This is a genomic window from Halogeometricum borinquense DSM 11551 (assembly GCF_000172995.2).
In the GTDB taxonomy this organism is placed as follows: Archaea; Halobacteriota; Halobacteria; order Halobacteriales; family Haloferacaceae; genus Halogeometricum; species Halogeometricum borinquense.
The window spans coordinates 353,912-369,478 of sequence record NC_014729.1 but is presented as its reverse complement, the minus strand read 5'-3'; the positions used below and the strand labels follow the sequence as shown (position 1 = coordinate 369,478).

Here is a 15,567-nt window from a genome sequence, read left to right as displayed (position 1 = left end):
CGAATCTCGTGTGGTTCCTCAATCGTACAAGTGGCACGATGTGGCGTGGGTATCTCCATCGAGCGTCGGTGCAGAACGTTCACAAACGCTTTCGAACCGGTCTCGAAGGATGCTCGCCGCCTCGTCCCACTCCGCTGCGGCGATGGAGTTCAGCGCCGACTCAACGACACGTCGGTTTTCATCCTGAAGCGGTTCCTCGAAGAGACGGTCGTAGAGTTCGGCCGCGACGGCGTTCGCCGGAACACCGCCATCGGTGGCCGCGGCAGTCTCTGCTTTCCCACCGGATGCGCTCACCTCCTCGCGGACTGCCGCTACGTCGATATTCTCCGATTCGACGCGTTGGCGTAGATCCATCACTTCGCGGTAGGCCGCCTGTTCGATCTCGATGTCGGTGGGCGGGATGACTTGCGGACACCGCGTCCGGAAGTGACACCCGGACGGCGGGTCGATGGGCGACGGCACGTCACCTTCGAGGATGATGCGGTCCGTCTCGGCCGTCGGGTCTGGTTCGGGAATCGCCGAGAGGAGCGCCTGCGTGTAGGGGTGTTTCGGCTCTGCGAACAGGTCGTCCGTCGCGGCCGTCTCGACGATTTCACCGAGATACATCACGGCGATACGGTCGCAGATGTGCCGCACGACGGAGAGGTCGTGCGCGATGAACAGGTAAGTGAGACCGAATTCGTCCTGCAAGTCCTCTAGCAGGTTGAGAATCTGTGCCTGCACCGAGACGTCGAGCGCCGAGACGGGTTCGTCGGCGACAATAAAGTCCGGGTCAACCGCAAGCGCGCGGGCAATTCCGACGCGTTGCCGCTGGCCGCCGGACATCTCGTGTGGGTAGCGCGTTCGTTGACCAGGTTCGAGACCGACGGCGCGCATGAGTTCCACAACGCGGTCACGGCGCTGTTCGCGGCGGTTCTGGTCTTCGCCCGGCTCTTCTGCAGGGAGGTCGTGAATCTGCAGCGGTTCGGCGATGATCTGCCCGACGGTCATCCGGGGGTCCAGACTCGACATCGGGTCTTGGAAGATCATCTGCAGGTCACGGCGTTTCTTCCGCAGATCCGTCCCACCCAACTCGGTCAGATCTTCACCTTGGAAGACGACGCGGCCCTCAGTCGCGTCGAGCAGTTGGAGGATGGTCTCACCGGTAGTGGACTTCCCACAGCCGGATTCGCCGACGAGGCCGAGCGTTTCACCCTCGTACACGGAGAGGTCCACACCGTCTACGGCTTTCACGCTCGCGTCCTCTAGTCCCAACCATTCGTCTAAGAGGCCCTCAGCGCGCGAGAAGTGTTTTTTCAGACCCTCCGCTCGGAGCAGTTCCTCTCCGATATCACTGTCACCCTTTTCGAGGGCATCGTCGGAGCCGTAGACGCTCGTGTCGAACTCCTCCATGATACACTTCGCGCGGTGCTCCACGCCGTCAGGACCGTGCTGAAGGTACGGAATATCTCCTTGCCGGCATTCGTCGGTCGCCCACGGACACCGAGCGGCGAAGTTGCACCCGGTCGGCATGTCGATGAGGTCCGGGACGTTGCCCTCGATGGGCGTGAGGCGCTCTTTATCCTCGGTCGGGATGGATTCGAGAAGCGCGTACGTGTACGGATGCGACGGATTGGCGAAAATCTCCTCGACAGGTCCTTCCTCGACGATTTCGCCCGCGTACATGACTGCGACGCGGTCGCACGTCTCGGCGACGACACCGAGGTCGTGCGTAATCATCAGAACAGACATCCCGAGGTCGTCCTGCAACTCGTTGATGAGGTCGAGAATCTGCGCCTGAATCGTCACGTCGAGTGCCGTCGTCGGTTCGTCGGCGATGAGCAGTTTCGGGCGGCATGCGAGGGCGATAGCGATGAGGACGCGCTGACGCATCCCACCGGAGAACTCGTGCGGGTACTCGTCCACGCGGGAGGTTGGTTCGGGGATGCCGACTTCAGAGAGGACTTCGACCGCACGTTCGACAACCTGCTCGTCGAGTTCTTGCCCGCCGATCTTCGGCAGCACTTCGCGGACGGCGTTGAGCCATGTGTCCTTCTTTCGACCGCCATACTGGTGCAGGCGGAGGCTTTCCGACACTTGCTCACCGACCGTCAGCGCGGGGTTCAGCGAGGTCATCGGGTCCTGGAAGATCATACTCATCTCGCCGCCGCGCACGGAGCGAAGTGCCTCCTCGGGGGCAGCGGTGAGATCGATCTCGTCACCGTCAACGAAGGACGGTGCGCCATACTCCTCGCGGAGTTGGGTGGCGAGTTCGGGAGAGGTGAGCGTCACCTCGCCGCCGACGATATGGCCCGGATCGTCAACCAGCCCCATTGTCGAAAGGGCGGTCACACTCTTTCCGGATCCCGACTCGCCGACGAGACCGACCGTTTCACCCTCGTCGATTTCCAAGTCTACGCCGTCTACGGCCTTGACTTGGCCGCGGTCGGTGGCGAACTGCGTGCGGAGATCCGAGATGGATAGGAGAGTCATTGTCACACGATGGCCCCCTTGACCGCAAATAGTTTTTCACTTTCTACTGTGAAGTAGAAGGGAACGCTTTTCTTCGTTCGAGAGCCGAACTCGGGGCATGGACGACCCGGAACGAGAACGCGAGGCGCACCCGTTGTCCGGCGTGATGGAGTTTTGGGACCACGTCATCGAGGATATGGAGGCCACCGCGGCGGAGTACCGCGAGGCAGGATGGAATGTCACGGAACTCCATCCCGGCGACGTGACACCTGTCCCTGCAACCCTCGATACCGTGGAAACAGACCGCGCTGGCCTCGACGTTCTCGTCCCCGGCGACGAGTTCGAGACGGTCGAAGCGTTGGTCGAAGACGCAACGTTCGACTCCTACGATGCCTACCGTGCCGAACGGGGCGACGTGATGTTCGCCGTCGTCGTCATGCAGGCCGAGTCGGCGGGCGAAGCCGTCGCTGTCCCGGTGTACTACACGATGACGGAAGGTCAGCCGATGCTCGAACAGATCGAGGAGCGCGGAGAGATGCGCCTATACATCCGGCCTCTGTCGGACGACCGGCGCGTCGTCTTCGTCCAAGAGGACCCCGAAGCACTGGTGCCCGATGCTGACGGTAATAGTGACACTGCCGACGATACGTCGGACGCTGACAGCTGAAACCGCCGACGGTGAGACGGACGCTGACAGCCGAAACCGCCGACAAGGACACAGACGCTGACGGCGACGTCACCGGCGAAGCGTAATTGCAGGGAGAGAAAAAGAACGAACAGAAAAAGAACGGAATCAGTCGTCGCTGGCCTCATCGGCCAGTTCTTCGCGGCGCAGATCCTCACTCGCATCACGCACTTCCCGCATCACACTGGAGATGCGTTCTTCGGCTTCAAGTTCCTCTTCGACCGAGAGGTCCACGCCTTCGACTTCGAGAAGGAACTTCGCCACTTCGCTCACTTCGTACATCAACTCGTCGAGTTCCTCGGCCGTGAAGAATCCCGACATCGCACCGTACAGGAACGTCGCGCCTGCCTTCCGAACTTTCCCTTCGAACGATGACCGGGCCTGATTGACCGCCTGCGGCGTGTACGTGTCGGTCATGAACGGGACGAGTTCGGGTAGATTCTCCCCGATTTTCGTCATCTCGACACCCGTCTCAGTTCGGAAGTCCGCACAGAGTCGCGCGATGGCCCACTCGCGGGCGGTGACGTACGTGCGGTCGCGGAGGAACTCGTTGACTCGGTCGTACTGCGCGCCGTCCATCTTCTTGAAGCGCGCGTACTTCTGCACGTCACGCGGAATCTCCGGCTCCTCGTCCGTCGATTCGCCGTTCGTCCCGTCTGCGTCTGTCGATTTCTCGTTTGTCGATTCCGCGTCTGTTGATTCCGCGTCCGTCGCACCCGCTCCGTCGTCCCCTTCGCTGTCCGTTGCGTCGACCGATTCGATGTCTTCGGCGTCCGCCGACGCATCGCCGTCAGTCGGCCGCGGTTCGTCGCGGTCAATCGCCCCGGGGCGTTCGCCGTCTTGGGGCGTCTCCGCGGCGTCCTCGGTCGATCCGGTTGTCGCATCCGGGTCGGCGTCGGACCGTCCGTTTCGGTCCGGCGTCGTCCGGTCGTCGTCGGTCATACGGCGGGGTTTCCCCCCGCGGCGGAAAAGGATTCCGTCGGGCGGTCCGCCAAGCGCGAGGAAAACAACTGAAAAAACGGGCGAAACGGGCAACTGTTTTTTACCGCGGCCGCGACACCACGTCCCATGAAAGTGCTCTTGGGAGTTGGCGGGAGCGACGACTCGATACGCGCGGTCAAGCAAACCGTCGCGCGAGCGGCCGCCGCAGGCGACGATTTGACTGTCGCGGTCGTTGAAAACCCTGCATCGGATCGGTCGCGCGAGGAGATAACCGAAATCGTCCGCGAGATTCTCGACGAGGAGGGCGTCGAGGCCGAAGTTCGGCATCTCGAAGGCGACCCCGGCAGTCAGTTAGTCGATACCGCCGAGTCTGAGAATTTCGACGAAATCGTCCTCGGCGGCGGCGAGACGAGTCCGATGGGGAAGATAAACATCGGGAGCATCGCTGAGTTCGTCCTGCTGAACTCGCACGTCACGGTGTCTCTGGTCCGATGAGTACAGAACGCCGCTATCCGGATGCAGTTGCTGGGCCGTTCGAATCACCACCGGTCACGTTCGAGGACCGCGAAGGCCGCGACATCGAGGTTCGGCCGTACGACGGAAGCGACGAGGAGTTCGAGTCGCTCGTCTCCATGTACGACGCGTTCGACCCCGCCGACAGGGCGCAGGGGATTCCACCGGGACAGGAGCGGCGCATCCGCGACTGGTTAGACAACATCCTCGCCGAGGAGTGTCTGAACGTCATCGCGTGGGACGGCGACGACGCCGCCGGACACGCGACGCTCGTCCCCGACGACGACGCCTACGAACTCGCTATCTTCGTCCTCCAAGAGTATCAGGAGGCAGGCATCGGGACACTCCTCATCAAGTCGTTGCTGGGCCACGGTGCGGAGAACAGCGTCAAGAAAGTGTGGCTCACGGTCGAACGCTGGAACCGCCCCGCGGTCGGTCTCTACAAGAAAATCGGGTTCGAGACGAGCAACTCTGAGAGCTTCGAGATGGAGATGACGCTTCGACTCACTGAGTCAGCGGACTGACTCGGACGCAGTCGAAAATCCCACCACCAACACGCACCTACACCGAAAGGACGGGTTGGCTGGCGTAGAGGAGGACGTACTCGGCGGCCTTGGCAAGCACCTCGCCGGGGTCGCCCGAGACAGGTTCGCGCGGGACGACAACGAAGTCCGCCCCCAACTCTTCTGCCGTGTCGAGGACGACGCTTCCGGGATGTCTGAGCTTCATTTTCGTGGAGAAACCGTAGGCGACGGACGTAGCGAGTTCGACATCGTAACGAGCCGCGATTTCCCCCGCCGTCTCCTGAATCGCCGTGCTGTCGGCCACCACGTCTTCGTCGTCCACAGCACCGGTCTCGATGGCGCGGACCACGTCCCCGCCGAGGACGTGGACGGCGTGGACCGCGGCGTCGTACTCCGCGGCGATGGCGGCGGCGTGTTCGACGGCGTTCGCGGACTCCTCGCTCCGGTCTACGGGGACGAGGACGAGATTCACGTCCAACGGGCGTCGGTCGCTCATACCGGGGCATGCGACGGCCGCCGTCAAAAAGACCCACCCCGCACGACCGCAATTCCTCGGCTGGTTTTATGCCACCTGCGGGTGAACCGCCGCCCATGTTCGACACAATCGTCGTTGCCACGGACGGTTCCGAGAGCGTCCGCCGGGCCGTCGATGTCGCCTTGGACCTCGCAGACCGATTCGGTGCGTCGGTCCACGCGCTGTACGTTGTCGATGCCAGCGAGGTTGACTCCTCGCCCGAACGACTCCGTGATGAAATGCGCGAGGCGTTGACGGAACGCGGACAGCGCGCCCTCTCGGAAGTGGAGGAGGCAACGGACCGGTCGGTGACGACGGCCGTCCGCGAAGGACGGCCCGCCACCGTCGTCGGCGATTACGCCCGCGAGGTGGACGCGGACATGGTGGCGATGGGGACGCGCGGCCGACACGGCGAGAACCGATTCCTCATCGGATCGGTTGCCGAACGCGTCGTCCGCACCTGTCCGGTTCCAGTTCTCACGGTTCGTCAGTTAGCCGAAGACGAGACGGACGGACTGGAAGGAACCCCCGAATCAGCCTGAGCCACCCGTCGAAACGCCGACTGTGGGGCGCACGCCGGACCACGGAGATTTTCACCCCCGCACTCCTCGAACAGGTATGGAAGAGGAACTTATCGACAGTTCTCGGCTGTCGCTCTCGCGGAAGTCGCAGTTGCCCGGAACGGGCTTTTTCTATCCCGATTCGCTGGATGAAGAACGCGCCGAAGAACGAGTGAAAGAGGCCGTCGAAGACGCCGAAGCCGTCGTCATCGCCGACACGGACGCCGACGGACTCGGCTGTGTCGCCCTCATTCGAGAGATGTACGACGCGACACTTGACGTAGCGGCGTTCGAAGACGACGTGGCTCGCCGAGTCGAACGCTGGGAGGCGGATGGACCGATAGACGACGAGGACGAGGACGAAGACGAGGAACTGCCGCGCTCGACTGTCGCACTCGTCGGTGCAGGGCCGTACTCGCTGGACGACGCGCTCGAACGGGTTGCCGAGTACGCCCCCGAAGATATCGACGCCTACGTCTGTGACCTCTGTCCTGACCAGTACGAGTGGGTCGAAGACGAACTGGCCGCGCTTCTCGACCGCGCCGACTCCGTCTCGTGGTACGACCACCACCAGTGGGACGACGAGACGATGGTCGCCGTCCGTGATGCGGGCGTCGAACTCGTCGTCGGTGAGTCCGACGAGGAGTGTTCGACGGGCGTGACTCTGCGCTCGCTTGATTACGACTTCGACGACCGGTGGACCGAACTCGCCGCCGTCACCCGCGATCACGATCTGTGGCTGAAAGAAGACGAGCGAAGCGACGACTTAGCCGACTACGCCTACTGGGTCAGTCCCGAGGAGTACGTCGCGGTCGTCGGCGCGTACGGCGTCGATCTCCCTGAGATCGTCGAACAGTTCATCGAACTCCGTCGCGTCGAGAAACAGCAACTCATCGACGCCGCACTCGACCGCGCGGAGATAAAGCAGGTCGGTCCGTGGACTGTCGGCGTCACCTACGGTCGGTGTTCCCAGAACGAGGTCGCAGAAGGACTGCGCGAACGCGGCGCAGACGCCGCTGTCGTCGTCAAACCCGCTGGAAGCGCCAGTATCCGCGGGTCCGATGGATTCGAACGCGCCCACGAGGTGGCCGGGCAGGTCAACGGCGGCGGCCACCCGAAGGCCGCCGGCTGTAAGCCGGACATCTACGACGACATGCTGGACTACGCCCACCACTGGACGACGAACGGTGCGGCGGCAAAACGCGTCATCCTCGCCGCGTTCGAACGAGTGGCCGAGCAAGTGGCTGAGGAAAGCGAAGACGAGGAAGGAGCTGAGACGGCAGATGCGGACGACGAGGCCGACAAGACGGAGTCGTAACGGCCGTCGCTGAACTGAGAACAGCCAACCGGTTCGGTCCTGCAAAGAGACCAATCCACGAGTCCCTAATTATTTTGCCCCTTCGTGTTGGAAAACCAACATGGGACATTGTACTGACTGCGGAGCGGAACTCATCGAAGTCATCGAAAGCGACACCTCGGCGAAGTTCAGTGACGCCAGAGTGTGGGAATGTAACCAGTGTGGCGCGATACTCGGCGTGACGAGAATCGGCGTCTAACCCACGCTACAGTCGAGGCGGGGATCACGCTCGAACGCCCTATTCGTCCGCCTCTGCGGGTTCGGACTCGCCGGGTTGGACGCCCGTTTCGGTCTCCTCGCCGATAACCCACTTATCGGAATAGTTCGCCCCGCACGCGCAGTGTGCGTAGGCGTGGACCACGTCGCCGCGAGCGTAGAGACCGCCGACCTCCTCGTTTTGCTCCTCGGAGAACGAGAAGATGAACTCGGCTTGATGGTTCTCATCGGAGTCGTGGTCGGGGCATTCGCCGCCGCCGAGTTCACGGTCGATGTGGCCTTTCTCGGCCATCGCGGTGCGAGAGAACTCCATCGCGTCCATCCCGGTTCCGGCGGCGAACGCGCGGCGGCCGTCGTCGCCGGGGACGACGAGCACGTACCCGTTCTCGACTTCTTCGCCCAAATTGGGCAGTTTCCCCTGACTGTCGAGATACTCGTGTGTGAGAAACAGCGCGACGTCGTCGTGGCGTTCGCCCGCGAGGAACTCGTCGAGTTTGCTCATACGACGAGATACCCGCGGAAGCGTAAAAGTCGCGTGAACTCAGCCTATTCGTCGCGCGTGAACTTCTCGGCGATGTTCGCCAACGACTCGTTTGGCCGCGAGGGGACGGAGTACACCGTCCGCTTGCCGGGCTCGCGGAGTCCGTAACAGAAGCCCGCATCGAGTTCGTCGAATTCGACGGCCGACCCGGGGTCGCGGCTCGTCGCTTCACACCACTCGACGAGGCGGTTCGTCCCCTCGCCCGGTGTCCGAGCGAGCCGTTTGTTGTCGTACGCGCCGCGAAGGAGGCGGCTCGAACTGTCCGCCGTCACTCGGGCGTGGAACAGTTCGCCGCCGAGGGACAGCCGAATGATATCGCCGTCTTCGACGGCCGTGACCTCGTCCGGGAGACGGAGACAGGGGCGGCGAGTGCCGCCGCTACGCGCGATGGTCGCGCGGTACGACATCACCGAGTCGTGGTCGCTAGGGACGCGTTCCGACACGGTGAGTGAGTAGTTACTCTTCGTCCGCTTCGTCTTCCTCGTCGTCCTCGCCGAGTGCAGCGGCGACGTCGCCGCCATCGATGACTTTGGCGTTGACCTGCGCCGTCTCGTCGGAGACCTGACGGCCGCGAACGGTGACGCGCTTGCGCTCGCCGTCGCGGGACGGCTTGTAACCGACGCCGCCCTCAAGGAGGAGTTCTTTGAGGTTCGAACCGGCGACGTTCTCGCGCATCGGACGGCCCGCTTCGTCGGACCCGCCCGTGATTTCGAGCGTGAATCCGTCGAGACCGACGGCACCGCCGTCTACCTCGTCGCCGATGTCTCGGCCGAGGAATCGGTTCGCGTCCTGTCCATCAACCTCGAACTGGTGCGTGTCACCGGCGTCGGGGTCGGAGACGACAACCTTGAATTCTGCCATGCGTGGAACGTAACGACAGCCGGTAAAAAGTACGTCGAAAGCGCTTCCGCCCTCTCTTACCGTCGAGTGCCTGTTTCGGCCGGTTCTCAGTACGACAAGAGACAACAAGCACCAGCGGATAGACACATTGTAATTTCCGGTCGAAAACGGCGAGCCGAGAACGGGGTATTTCCCGGGCTTCAGCCCTCAAACCCGTCTTCCCATCGGAAGACGCCGTTACGCTGAACGACTTCCCCGTCTACGTCCATCCGCGACTCCTCGCTTACGTCCGTGATCATATCCACGTGGACGGCCGAGTCGTTACCCGATTCGCCCTCGGGGAGACAGGAGCCGTAGGCGCGGCCAACAGCGAGGTGAATTGTATCGCCCATTTTCTCGTCGAACAGGATATTGTCCGTAAAGCGGTCGATACCGCGGTTCATCCCGATTCCGAGCTCACCAAGCCGGCGCGCGCCGTCGTCGGTGTCGAAAATCTCTGCGAGGGCATCTTCCCCTGATTCGGCGGTGAAATCCGTTACTTCACCGTCCGCAAACGTGAGATGGACGTTTCGAACGCGTGAACCGGAGATTGTCATCGGCACGTCGAAGAACACCTCGCCCTCGGGGTCGTACGGTGCGGTGAACACTTCCCCGGAGGGGAGGTTATGCGAGTCGTAGGCGACGGAGGCGGCGGAGTTGACGGCCGTACGGCCCTCGATAGACATCCGAATGTCGGTGTTATCGCCTTTCACGAGTCGCACTTCCGACCCCTCATCGAGAATCTCCTTCATATTCGCCATCTGGTCGGCCAGTTCCTCCCAGTCGCGGCAAACGGCATCGTAGACGAACTGCTGGTACTCCTCGTAGGCCATTCCGGCTTGTTGGGCGAGCGAACGCGTCGGATGAACGGTAGACACCCAGTCGGTGTCCATGCGCGCCTCGCGGACTGGCTGGGAGGCACGATCCGACGCTTGCCGCGTCTCGCCGGGTACGTCGGCAGTGGCGAACGTGTTGCGTCCGCCGCCGAGGAACAGCACTGAGTCGGCGTTCTCGTAAAGGGCGAGTTCGTGCGCTCCGAAGTCGAATTCCGCATCGTGTGCGCGCAGATACGCGCGCAAGACTTCGTCGGACGCGTAGGTAGTGACGACGTTCGCGCCGCGTTCTCCGAGTTTTTCGGCGACGGCGACGGCGAGTTCGTGAGCACCTTCGGCGACGCTCACCACCACGTCGTCGCCCGACTCGATTCGCGCACTCCAATCGACCAGTACCTCGGCGTGGTCACGGATTCTGGGGTCCATATCGGAGCGTCACGCGGCGCGATAAAAACAGTCGCGTCTGCGAGAGAGTGAGAAGGGTTACTCCAAAAGATCGAGGAGTGCGTCGAACTCCCGGCTGTATGCGGTGAGAACGTCCTTGAAGGAGACGATTCCGACGTACTGGTCCATCTCATCAAGCACGATGGCCTCGCGGACATCTTCGCGGGCGAACACGGCCACGAGGTCCGACCGACTCGCCACGCGCCGAATCGTCACCGGATCGCCGGAGACGAGTTCGGCGACTGATTCCGAACCGAGGTCCTCTCCGGCGACGACGGCGCGGCCTAACGTCGCGGGCGTGATGATGCCCAGCGGACGGTCCTCATCGAGGACGACGACGGCATCGGCATCGGTGTCACGCATCACCGTCGCAACATCCGCGATGGGCGTTTCCGGTGCAGCAGTCGGGACGTCCGTTCTGAGGAGTTCGTCGAGCATTGGTTTGTACTTAGGTGTCACAGTACATAGGCGCGTCGCGTTCTCGTACGCGACTCGGCGAACCGGAACCACTACCTCCCCCGCGGATTGACGGCCACGCATGCAACTGGGCGTCATCGGACTCGGACGGATGGGACAGATAGTGGTCAATCGCGTACTCGACGCTGGACACGACGTCGTGGCGTTCGACCTCTCCGAAGAAGCCGTCGCAACGGCGGCCGACGCGGGGGCTGAACCCGCCTCCAGCATCGAGGACTTGATGAACCGACTCGGCGACGAAAAGCGCATCTGGCTCATGGTCCCCGCGGGCGAAGCGGTGGACGCGACGCTGGACGAACTCGACCCACATCTCGACGGACAAGACGTGGTCGTGGACGGCGGAAACTCGTACTTCGAGGAATCCGTCCGCCGCGCGGAGGCGACCGAGGCCGCGTACCTCGACTGCGGTACGTCCGGCGGTCCCGCCGGTGCCGAACTCGGCTTCTCGCTCATGATTGGCGGTCCCGAGTGGGCCTACGAGGAACTGACGCCCGTTTTCGACGCGGTTGCGACCGGGCCCGACGGCCACGACCGGATGGGTCCCGCCGGATCGGGCCACTACGTGAAGATGGTCCACAACGGCGTCGAATACGCTCTCATGCAGGCGTACGGCGAGGGCTTCGAATTGCTGGCGAACGGCCGCTACGATCTCGATCTCGAAGCCGTCTCACGGACGTGGAACAACGGTGCAGTCATCCGGTCGTGGCTGCTCGAACTCTGCGAGGAAGCGTTCCGCGAGGAGGGCAACGACCTGGGCGACGTGGCCGACCACGTCGCCGGTGGTTCGACGGGTACGTGGACGGTTCAGGAGGCGCTCGAACAGGAGGTTTCGGTTCCGCTCATCTACCAAGCGCTCGCCGAGCGGTTCGACAGTCGGAATGAGGGGCGGTTCTCCCGCCGTCTGGCGAATCGCCTGCGTTACGGATTCGGCCGGCACGAAGTCGTCCGCGAGGAGTAAGCGTCTGCGAGCGGCGCGAAGTTATCTGTGAGGAGAGGGCGGGACAGTCGCGGAGATGGCCTCACTGTCACGGATCGCCCCGTGGTGCTGCGTCGGCGTCACCGCCCGCCCTGTTTTTCCACCCGAAACACCTGTGTTTCGGGGATGTAGATGGAGACAGGTTTGTCGCCACCCTGTCGGATCACCCACGCGCGTCGCGTCTTGTCGTACTCAATGGTCGGTGCTTCGTACTCGACGACGCCTGTGCCGTCGTCGTAGACGATTTTTGCCACGACAGAGAAAGAACGAGCGAGACCAAAACAGTTCGGTCGAAGTCGAAGATATTCGGCTCCGCACCCCGCGAACCGCCCGCCCGTGTAAACACAATCATAATCCCCTTAACCCCCGACTCCGTAGCCGCCGGCATGGTCGAAATCAACCTCGTGGGGCTGGGTATCGGTATGACCCTGACGCTCATGGCCGTCGCCCTGCACTTCTCGCGGGGGACCGAGTGGACGCCCGCCGCGGACATCTCACAAGAGGTCCTCGAACGTCGGGCGAGTACGGTCCCTGAGACGGACTTCCCCGAACCGATGAACCGTTCCATCGGCGGTGGCGGCGTCGCCGCGGGTGCAGTCGCTAGCGGCGAAGAGGGTGCGGAACTCGAAGGCGAAGCCGAAGAGGAGTCGTCGAGTCCCGCCGATATCCCCGAGGACGAAGTCGAATACTTCGAGGTCGAGTACGCAAAACAGGGCGCGACTATCGAGGTCGCAAACAACGAGACTGTCCTCGAAGCCGGTGAGGACGAAGGCATGGACCTCCCGTACGCGTGCCGACAGGGGCAGTGTGTCTCCTGTGCCGGACAGATTACCTCCGGTGGTAGCTCCGAGGACTACGTCGTCCACGACAACCAGCAGATGCTTGGCGACGCCGAACTCGACGATGGCTACACGCTGACCTGTGTCGCCTATCCCAAGGCTGACTTCACCATCGAAACCGGCGAAGCGCCGTAACGCAGTCGATTCCCCCGAGGATTACTTCTCTCGAACGTTTGATCGCGTAGCGCACTCCCCACGAGGTGCGTAGTATTTCGATTCGAAACATCCGGCGGTCCCTTCCCATTTCGACGGGTTGAAACGAAAACCACCCGTGCCTAGTGTCCAGTGCCTACAACGCCTCCGCCAGATGGTGGCTCTCTCACAGAGGGCGACCTGCGCCGACCGATGTTCGCACTCGCGTGGCCCATTATCGTCACCGAGTTGCTACAGGTCGCCTACAATCTCGCAGATACCATCTGGCTCGGTCGTCTCTCGACTGACGCGGTCGCCGCCATCAGCCTCGCCTTCCCGCTTATTTTTCTGCTTATCTCCGTCGGCGGGGGATTCACAGTCGCCGGAACCATCCTCGTCGCCCAGTACACCGGTGCAAAAGAGGAAGGGTCCGCGGGCGTCGTCGCCGGACAGACGTTCGCGTTTATCAGCATTATCGCCGTCGTCGTCGGCCTCCTCGGATTCGCCTCGACGGACCTGATGCTCGGCGTGCTGCCGAGTTCCGCCGCGACCGCAGGACAGGTCATTCCCCACGCGGGCGATTACATGCGCGTGTTCTTCCTCGGTCTGCCGTTCCTGTTCGGCTTTTTCGTATTCTCCTCGCTCATGCGCGGGTACGGCAACACGCGCGCGCCGATGGTCGTGATGTTCATCAGCGTGGCCATCAACGTCCTCGTAGACCCCATCTTCATCTTCGGCTTCGAGTCGAACCCGCTGTTCGGGATGCTCGGCATCCGCGGCGTCGAGTCCACGCTGTTCGCCGCGACGGGATTCGAAGGCTACGGCGTCACCGGTGCCGCAATCGCAACCGTTCTCTCTCGCGCTGTCGCCACCGTTATCGGCCTGTACGTCATCTTCGGGACCAGCGCCGGCCCCGACGTATCGGTATCGGATTTCGTCCCGCAACGGGAGTACATCGAGAAAATCATCCGGTTGGGTGTCCCGAGCGCCCTCGAACAGTCCGCGAGTGCGCTCGGTTTCATCACACTCACGGCGATGGTCGTGACGTTCGCCCCCGAAGTCGTCGCCGCCTACGGTCTCGGCAACCGTCTCACGTCCTTGGTGTTTCTCCCCGCACTCGGACTGGGTCGAGCGACGGACACGATTGTCGGGCAGAATCTCGGGGCAGAGAAACCTGAACGCGCCGAACGGGCGGTGTGGTTGGCCGCAAAGGTTGGCGCGAGCGTCATGGTCGTCATCGGTGTCGTCGCCTTTCTCTTTGCCGAGCCTATCGTCAGCGTATTCATCGATACCGGAACCGACTCGGCAACGAAAACGATCGAACTGGGTGCCGAATACATCCGTGTCCGTGCCTTCGAGTTCGGCTTCATCGGCGTCCTCCAAACTGTCCTCGGTGCGTACCGCGGCGCGGGCAACACGAAAACGGCGCTTGCGTTCTCGCTATTTGCGCTCTGGTTCGGACGCATTCCCATCGTCTACTATCTCTCGTTCATGCAGGGCTTCGGCGAGATGGGTATCTGGATCGGGATGGCCGTCGGACAGATTCTCGGCGCGATTGCGGCGGCCGCGTGGTTCACCCGCGGGACGTGGAAACGGGCGGTTATCGATCACTCGGAGGCTGCCATGGAGTGAGATTTATCAACGTGGTTCACAACGGTTAAACGCAGGCGAGCGGTATCTGTGCCCGAGGGCCCGTAGCTCAGTGGACAGAGTGCTTGGTTCCGGACCAAGATGTCGCGGGTTCAAATCCCGTCGGGTCCGTTCGCGTCGCTCACTCCCCCGACGACCTCCCACTCGCTAGCGCTCGTGGGAGTCCCGTCGGGTCCGTACAGTTCTGGAGCGGTGTAGAACCAAAGAACGAGTGCTGTAGCCCCCAAATCACACGTTTTCTCGTCCACGGGGTCTGGCACGCACCGTGACGAACTCACTACGATATCCAGCACACAAAGTACAGCAGTACACTCATTACATCAGCACACTACAGTCATAGTATGCCCGTGAGCATCGACGACTTCGAGTCCGGTGACCTTCCACGAGGACCAAGCGTCCCGGAACAGGTGGTCACGTATCTCTACACCCACAGCGATCAGGCGTTCACGCGCTCGGAGATTGCGACCGCCATCAGTGAAGACCCGAACACCGTCGGCACTGCACTCTCCCGCTTGAAGGACCGTAATCTCGTTCGCCACAAGCGGGAGTTCTGGGCAATCACGGATGACGACGAGCGCGTCGCCGCCGCGTACGACCTCCACACCACGACCGACAGACTAGACGACGAAGACGGCGGTATCGACGCTGACGAATGGGAGACAGTGGCACCAGAAGCACCCCATCCGAGCGAACGAGACGAGGACGAACAGTAGATGCAACCAGAGCGTGGTGACGTCGTCCGGAGTTCCGACCCGTTCAAACTCGGCGACGACAGGCAACGACCGTGGCTTATCGTCAACAATAGCACGCACCCGTTCGGTGACCAGCAGTACATCGCCGTCGCCATCTCGACGAAGGGGTACGACGATTCACTCCCACTTACCGATGACCTGTGGGAGGTCGGTGGTGTTCCTCGCGACTCGTTCGTCTCACCGTGGGCAGTTCATTCACCTCGGAAAGAGGACTTCGTCGCCTGGCAAGGGCGTCTCGAAAAGGCGTTTGTAGACTAAGTCGTCGAGCAGGTAGAAGTGTAT

At 62.4% G+C, this 15,567-nt stretch carries 20 protein-coding genes and 1 tRNA gene; 12 read left to right on the top strand and 9 right to left on the bottom strand.

The genetic code is table 11. From position 1 onward, the window contains the following. Positions 1–18: 18 nt before the first annotated feature. On the bottom strand, positions 19–2,472 hold the full coding sequence (locus HBOR_RS01880) for an ABC transporter ATP-binding protein (RefSeq protein ID WP_006057187.1): 2,454 nt from the start codon (positions 2,470–2,472) through the stop codon (positions 19–21). Positions 2,473–2,569: 97 nt separating this feature from the next. Here HBOR_RS01880 and HBOR_RS01875 point away from each other — a divergent pair, with 97 nt between their 5' ends. Continuing rightward, on the top strand, positions 2,570–3,118 hold the full coding sequence (locus tag HBOR_RS01875; protein ID WP_006057186.1) for a DUF7529 family protein: 549 nt from the start codon (positions 2,570–2,572) through the stop codon (positions 3,116–3,118). A 126-nt stretch (positions 3,119–3,244) separates the two neighbouring features. Here HBOR_RS01875 and HBOR_RS01870 read toward each other — a convergent pair whose 3' ends face one another. Continuing rightward, on the bottom strand, positions 3,245–4,078 hold the full coding sequence (locus HBOR_RS01870) for a DUF5806 family protein (RefSeq protein WP_006057185.1): 834 nt from the start codon (positions 4,076–4,078) through the stop codon (positions 3,245–3,247). A gap of 126 nt (positions 4,079–4,204) precedes the next feature. Here HBOR_RS01870 and HBOR_RS01865 point away from each other — a divergent pair, with 126 nt between their 5' ends. Both HBOR_RS01865 and HBOR_RS01860 read left to right on the top strand, forming a co-directional pair. Next, positions 4,205–4,573, top strand: a complete 369-nt coding sequence (locus HBOR_RS01865) for a universal stress protein (protein ID WP_006057184.1) — start codon at positions 4,205–4,207, stop codon at positions 4,571–4,573. Then, positions 4,570–5,115: a GNAT family N-acetyltransferase gene (locus HBOR_RS01860; protein WP_006057183.1), complete on the top strand. Its 546-nt coding sequence runs from the start codon at positions 4,570–4,572 to the stop codon at positions 5,113–5,115. The genes HBOR_RS01865 and HBOR_RS01860 overlap by 4 nt, the downstream gene beginning before the upstream one ends. Before the next feature lie 37 nt (positions 5,116–5,152). Here HBOR_RS01860 and HBOR_RS01855 read toward each other — a convergent pair whose 3' ends face one another. Beyond that, the gene (locus HBOR_RS01855; protein ID WP_006057182.1) at positions 5,153–5,611 is read right to left on the bottom strand and encodes a universal stress protein; all 459 of its coding nucleotides are present in this window, start codon (positions 5,609–5,611) and stop codon (positions 5,153–5,155) included. 95 nt (positions 5,612–5,706) lie between these two features. Here HBOR_RS01855 and HBOR_RS01850 point away from each other — a divergent pair, with 95 nt between their 5' ends. The 3 genes from HBOR_RS01850 (at position 5,707) to HBOR_RS19830 (ending at position 7,745) form a co-directional block, all read left to right on the top strand. Continuing rightward, entirely contained in the window at positions 5,707–6,171 is a 465-nt protein-coding gene (locus HBOR_RS01850) for a universal stress protein (RefSeq protein WP_013440433.1), read from the top strand. A 76-nt stretch (positions 6,172–6,247) separates the two neighbouring features. Continuing rightward, positions 6,248–7,507 (top strand): DHH family phosphoesterase, encoded by a 1,260-nt coding sequence (locus HBOR_RS01845; RefSeq protein WP_006057180.1) that lies wholly within the window; start codon positions 6,248–6,250, stop codon positions 7,505–7,507. A gap of 100 nt (positions 7,508–7,607) precedes the next feature. Next, complete coding sequence (locus HBOR_RS19830; RefSeq protein WP_006057179.1) at positions 7,608–7,745, top strand: hypothetical protein; 138 nt, start codon at positions 7,608–7,610, stop codon at positions 7,743–7,745. 39 nt (positions 7,746–7,784) lie between these two features. On the opposite strand, the gene HBOR_RS01840 is transcribed toward HBOR_RS19830, so the two are convergent. The 5 genes from HBOR_RS01840 to HBOR_RS01820 form a co-directional block, all read right to left on the bottom strand. Then, entirely contained in the window at positions 7,785–8,264 is a 480-nt protein-coding gene (locus HBOR_RS01840) for a DUF5807 family protein (protein ID WP_006057178.1), read from the bottom strand. A 44-nt stretch (positions 8,265–8,308) separates the two neighbouring features. Continuing rightward, on the bottom strand, positions 8,309–8,746 hold the full coding sequence (locus tag HBOR_RS01835) for a DUF7112 family protein (RefSeq protein ID WP_013440432.1): 438 nt from the start codon (positions 8,744–8,746) through the stop codon (positions 8,309–8,311). Positions 8,747–8,759: 13 nt separating this feature from the next. Continuing rightward, the gene (locus HBOR_RS01830; protein WP_006057176.1) at positions 8,760–9,164 is read right to left on the bottom strand and encodes a 30S ribosomal protein S6e; all 405 of its coding nucleotides are present in this window, start codon (positions 9,162–9,164) and stop codon (positions 8,760–8,762) included. 179 nt (positions 9,165–9,343) lie between these two features. After that, positions 9,344–10,441 carry an aminopeptidase gene (locus tag HBOR_RS01825; protein WP_006057175.1) on the bottom strand — a complete coding sequence of 366 codons (1,098 nt, stop codon included), beginning with the start codon at positions 10,439–10,441 and terminating at the stop codon, positions 9,344–9,346. 57 nt (positions 10,442–10,498) lie between these two features. Further along, positions 10,499–10,897 carry a CBS domain-containing protein gene (locus HBOR_RS01820; RefSeq protein WP_006057174.1) on the bottom strand — a complete coding sequence of 133 codons (399 nt, stop codon included), beginning with the start codon at positions 10,895–10,897 and terminating at the stop codon, positions 10,499–10,501. 100 nt (positions 10,898–10,997) lie between these two features. On the opposite strand from HBOR_RS01820, the gene gnd reads away from it, so the two are divergent. Further along, entirely contained in the window at positions 10,998–11,894 is an 897-nt protein-coding gene (gene gnd, locus HBOR_RS01815; RefSeq protein WP_006057173.1) for a phosphogluconate dehydrogenase (NAD(+)-dependent, decarboxylating), read from the top strand. Between the two features lie 98 nt (positions 11,895–11,992). Here gnd and HBOR_RS19825 read toward each other — a convergent pair whose 3' ends face one another. After that, the gene (locus tag HBOR_RS19825; RefSeq protein ID WP_006057172.1) at positions 11,993–12,166 is read right to left on the bottom strand and encodes a hypothetical protein; all 174 of its coding nucleotides are present in this window, start codon (positions 12,164–12,166) and stop codon (positions 11,993–11,995) included. Between the two features lie 132 nt (positions 12,167–12,298). Here HBOR_RS19825 and HBOR_RS01810 point away from each other — a divergent pair, with 132 nt between their 5' ends. From HBOR_RS01810 to HBOR_RS01790, 5 genes are all read left to right on the top strand, one after another. Next, a complete protein-coding gene (locus HBOR_RS01810; protein ID WP_006057171.1) occupies positions 12,299–12,886 on the top strand; it encodes a 2Fe-2S iron-sulfur cluster-binding protein in 588 nt (195 codons plus the stop codon). Between the two features lie 210 nt (positions 12,887–13,096). After that, a complete protein-coding gene (locus HBOR_RS01805; protein ID WP_006057170.1) occupies positions 13,097–14,515 on the top strand; it encodes an MATE family efflux transporter in 1,419 nt (472 codons plus the stop codon). A 56-nt stretch (positions 14,516–14,571) separates the two neighbouring features. Beyond that, a tRNA-Arg gene (locus tag HBOR_RS01800) sits at positions 14,572–14,644 on the top strand. Between the two features lie 230 nt (positions 14,645–14,874). Next, positions 14,875–15,246: a helix-turn-helix domain-containing protein gene (locus tag HBOR_RS01795; RefSeq protein ID WP_006057169.1), complete on the top strand. Its 372-nt coding sequence runs from the start codon at positions 14,875–14,877 to the stop codon at positions 15,244–15,246. Continuing rightward, positions 15,247–15,543 (top strand): hypothetical protein, encoded by a 297-nt coding sequence (locus tag HBOR_RS01790; RefSeq protein WP_006057168.1) that lies wholly within the window; start codon positions 15,247–15,249, stop codon positions 15,541–15,543. Positions 15,544–15,567: the final 24 nt, after the last annotated feature.

What these genes read in the sequence shown, in the direction of transcription:
- HBOR_RS01845 (WP_006057180.1), top strand. Translation starts at nt 6,248, where the DNA reads ATGGAAGAGGAACTTATCGACAGTTCTCGGCTGTCGCTCTCGCGGAAG.
- HBOR_RS01865 (WP_006057184.1), top strand. Translation starts at nt 4,205, where the DNA reads ATGAAAGTGCTCTTGGGAGTTGGCGGGAGCGACGACTCGATACGCGCG.
- HBOR_RS01805 (WP_006057170.1), top strand. Translation starts at nt 13,097, where the DNA reads ATGTTCGCACTCGCGTGGCCCATTATCGTCACCGAGTTGCTACAGGTC.
- HBOR_RS01830 (WP_006057176.1), bottom strand. Translation starts at nt 9,164, where the DNA reads ATGGCAGAATTCAAGGTTGTCGTCTCCGACCCCGACGCCGGTGACACG.
- HBOR_RS01825 (WP_006057175.1), bottom strand. Translation starts at nt 10,441, where the DNA reads ATGGACCCCAGAATCCGTGACCACGCCGAGGTACTGGTCGATTGGAGT.
- HBOR_RS01810 (WP_006057171.1), top strand. Translation starts at nt 12,299, where the DNA reads ATGGTCGAAATCAACCTCGTGGGGCTGGGTATCGGTATGACCCTGACG.
- HBOR_RS01855 (WP_006057182.1), bottom strand. Translation starts at nt 5,611, where the DNA reads ATGAGCGACCGACGCCCGTTGGACGTGAATCTCGTCCTCGTCCCCGTA.
- HBOR_RS01860 (WP_006057183.1), top strand. Translation starts at nt 4,570, where the DNA reads ATGAGTACAGAACGCCGCTATCCGGATGCAGTTGCTGGGCCGTTCGAA.
- gnd (WP_006057173.1), top strand. Translation starts at nt 10,998, where the DNA reads ATGCAACTGGGCGTCATCGGACTCGGACGGATGGGACAGATAGTGGTC.
- HBOR_RS01880 (WP_006057187.1), bottom strand. Translation starts at nt 2,472, where the DNA reads ATGACTCTCCTATCCATCTCGGATCTCCGCACGCAGTTCGCCACCGAC.
- HBOR_RS01850 (WP_013440433.1), top strand. Translation starts at nt 5,707, where the DNA reads ATGTTCGACACAATCGTCGTTGCCACGGACGGTTCCGAGAGCGTCCGC.
- HBOR_RS01820 (WP_006057174.1), bottom strand. Translation starts at nt 10,897, where the DNA reads ATGCTCGACGAACTCCTCAGAACGGACGTCCCGACTGCTGCACCGGAA.
- HBOR_RS19830 (WP_006057179.1), top strand. Translation starts at nt 7,608, where the DNA reads ATGGGACATTGTACTGACTGCGGAGCGGAACTCATCGAAGTCATCGAA.
- HBOR_RS01840 (WP_006057178.1), bottom strand. Translation starts at nt 8,264, where the DNA reads ATGAGCAAACTCGACGAGTTCCTCGCGGGCGAACGCCACGACGACGTC.
- HBOR_RS01795 (WP_006057169.1), top strand. Translation starts at nt 14,875, where the DNA reads ATGCCCGTGAGCATCGACGACTTCGAGTCCGGTGACCTTCCACGAGGA.
- HBOR_RS01875 (WP_006057186.1), top strand. Translation starts at nt 2,570, where the DNA reads ATGGACGACCCGGAACGAGAACGCGAGGCGCACCCGTTGTCCGGCGTG.
- HBOR_RS01790 (WP_006057168.1), top strand. Translation starts at nt 15,247, where the DNA reads ATGCAACCAGAGCGTGGTGACGTCGTCCGGAGTTCCGACCCGTTCAAA.
- HBOR_RS01870 (WP_006057185.1), bottom strand. Translation starts at nt 4,078, where the DNA reads ATGACCGACGACGACCGGACGACGCCGGACCGAAACGGACGGTCCGAC.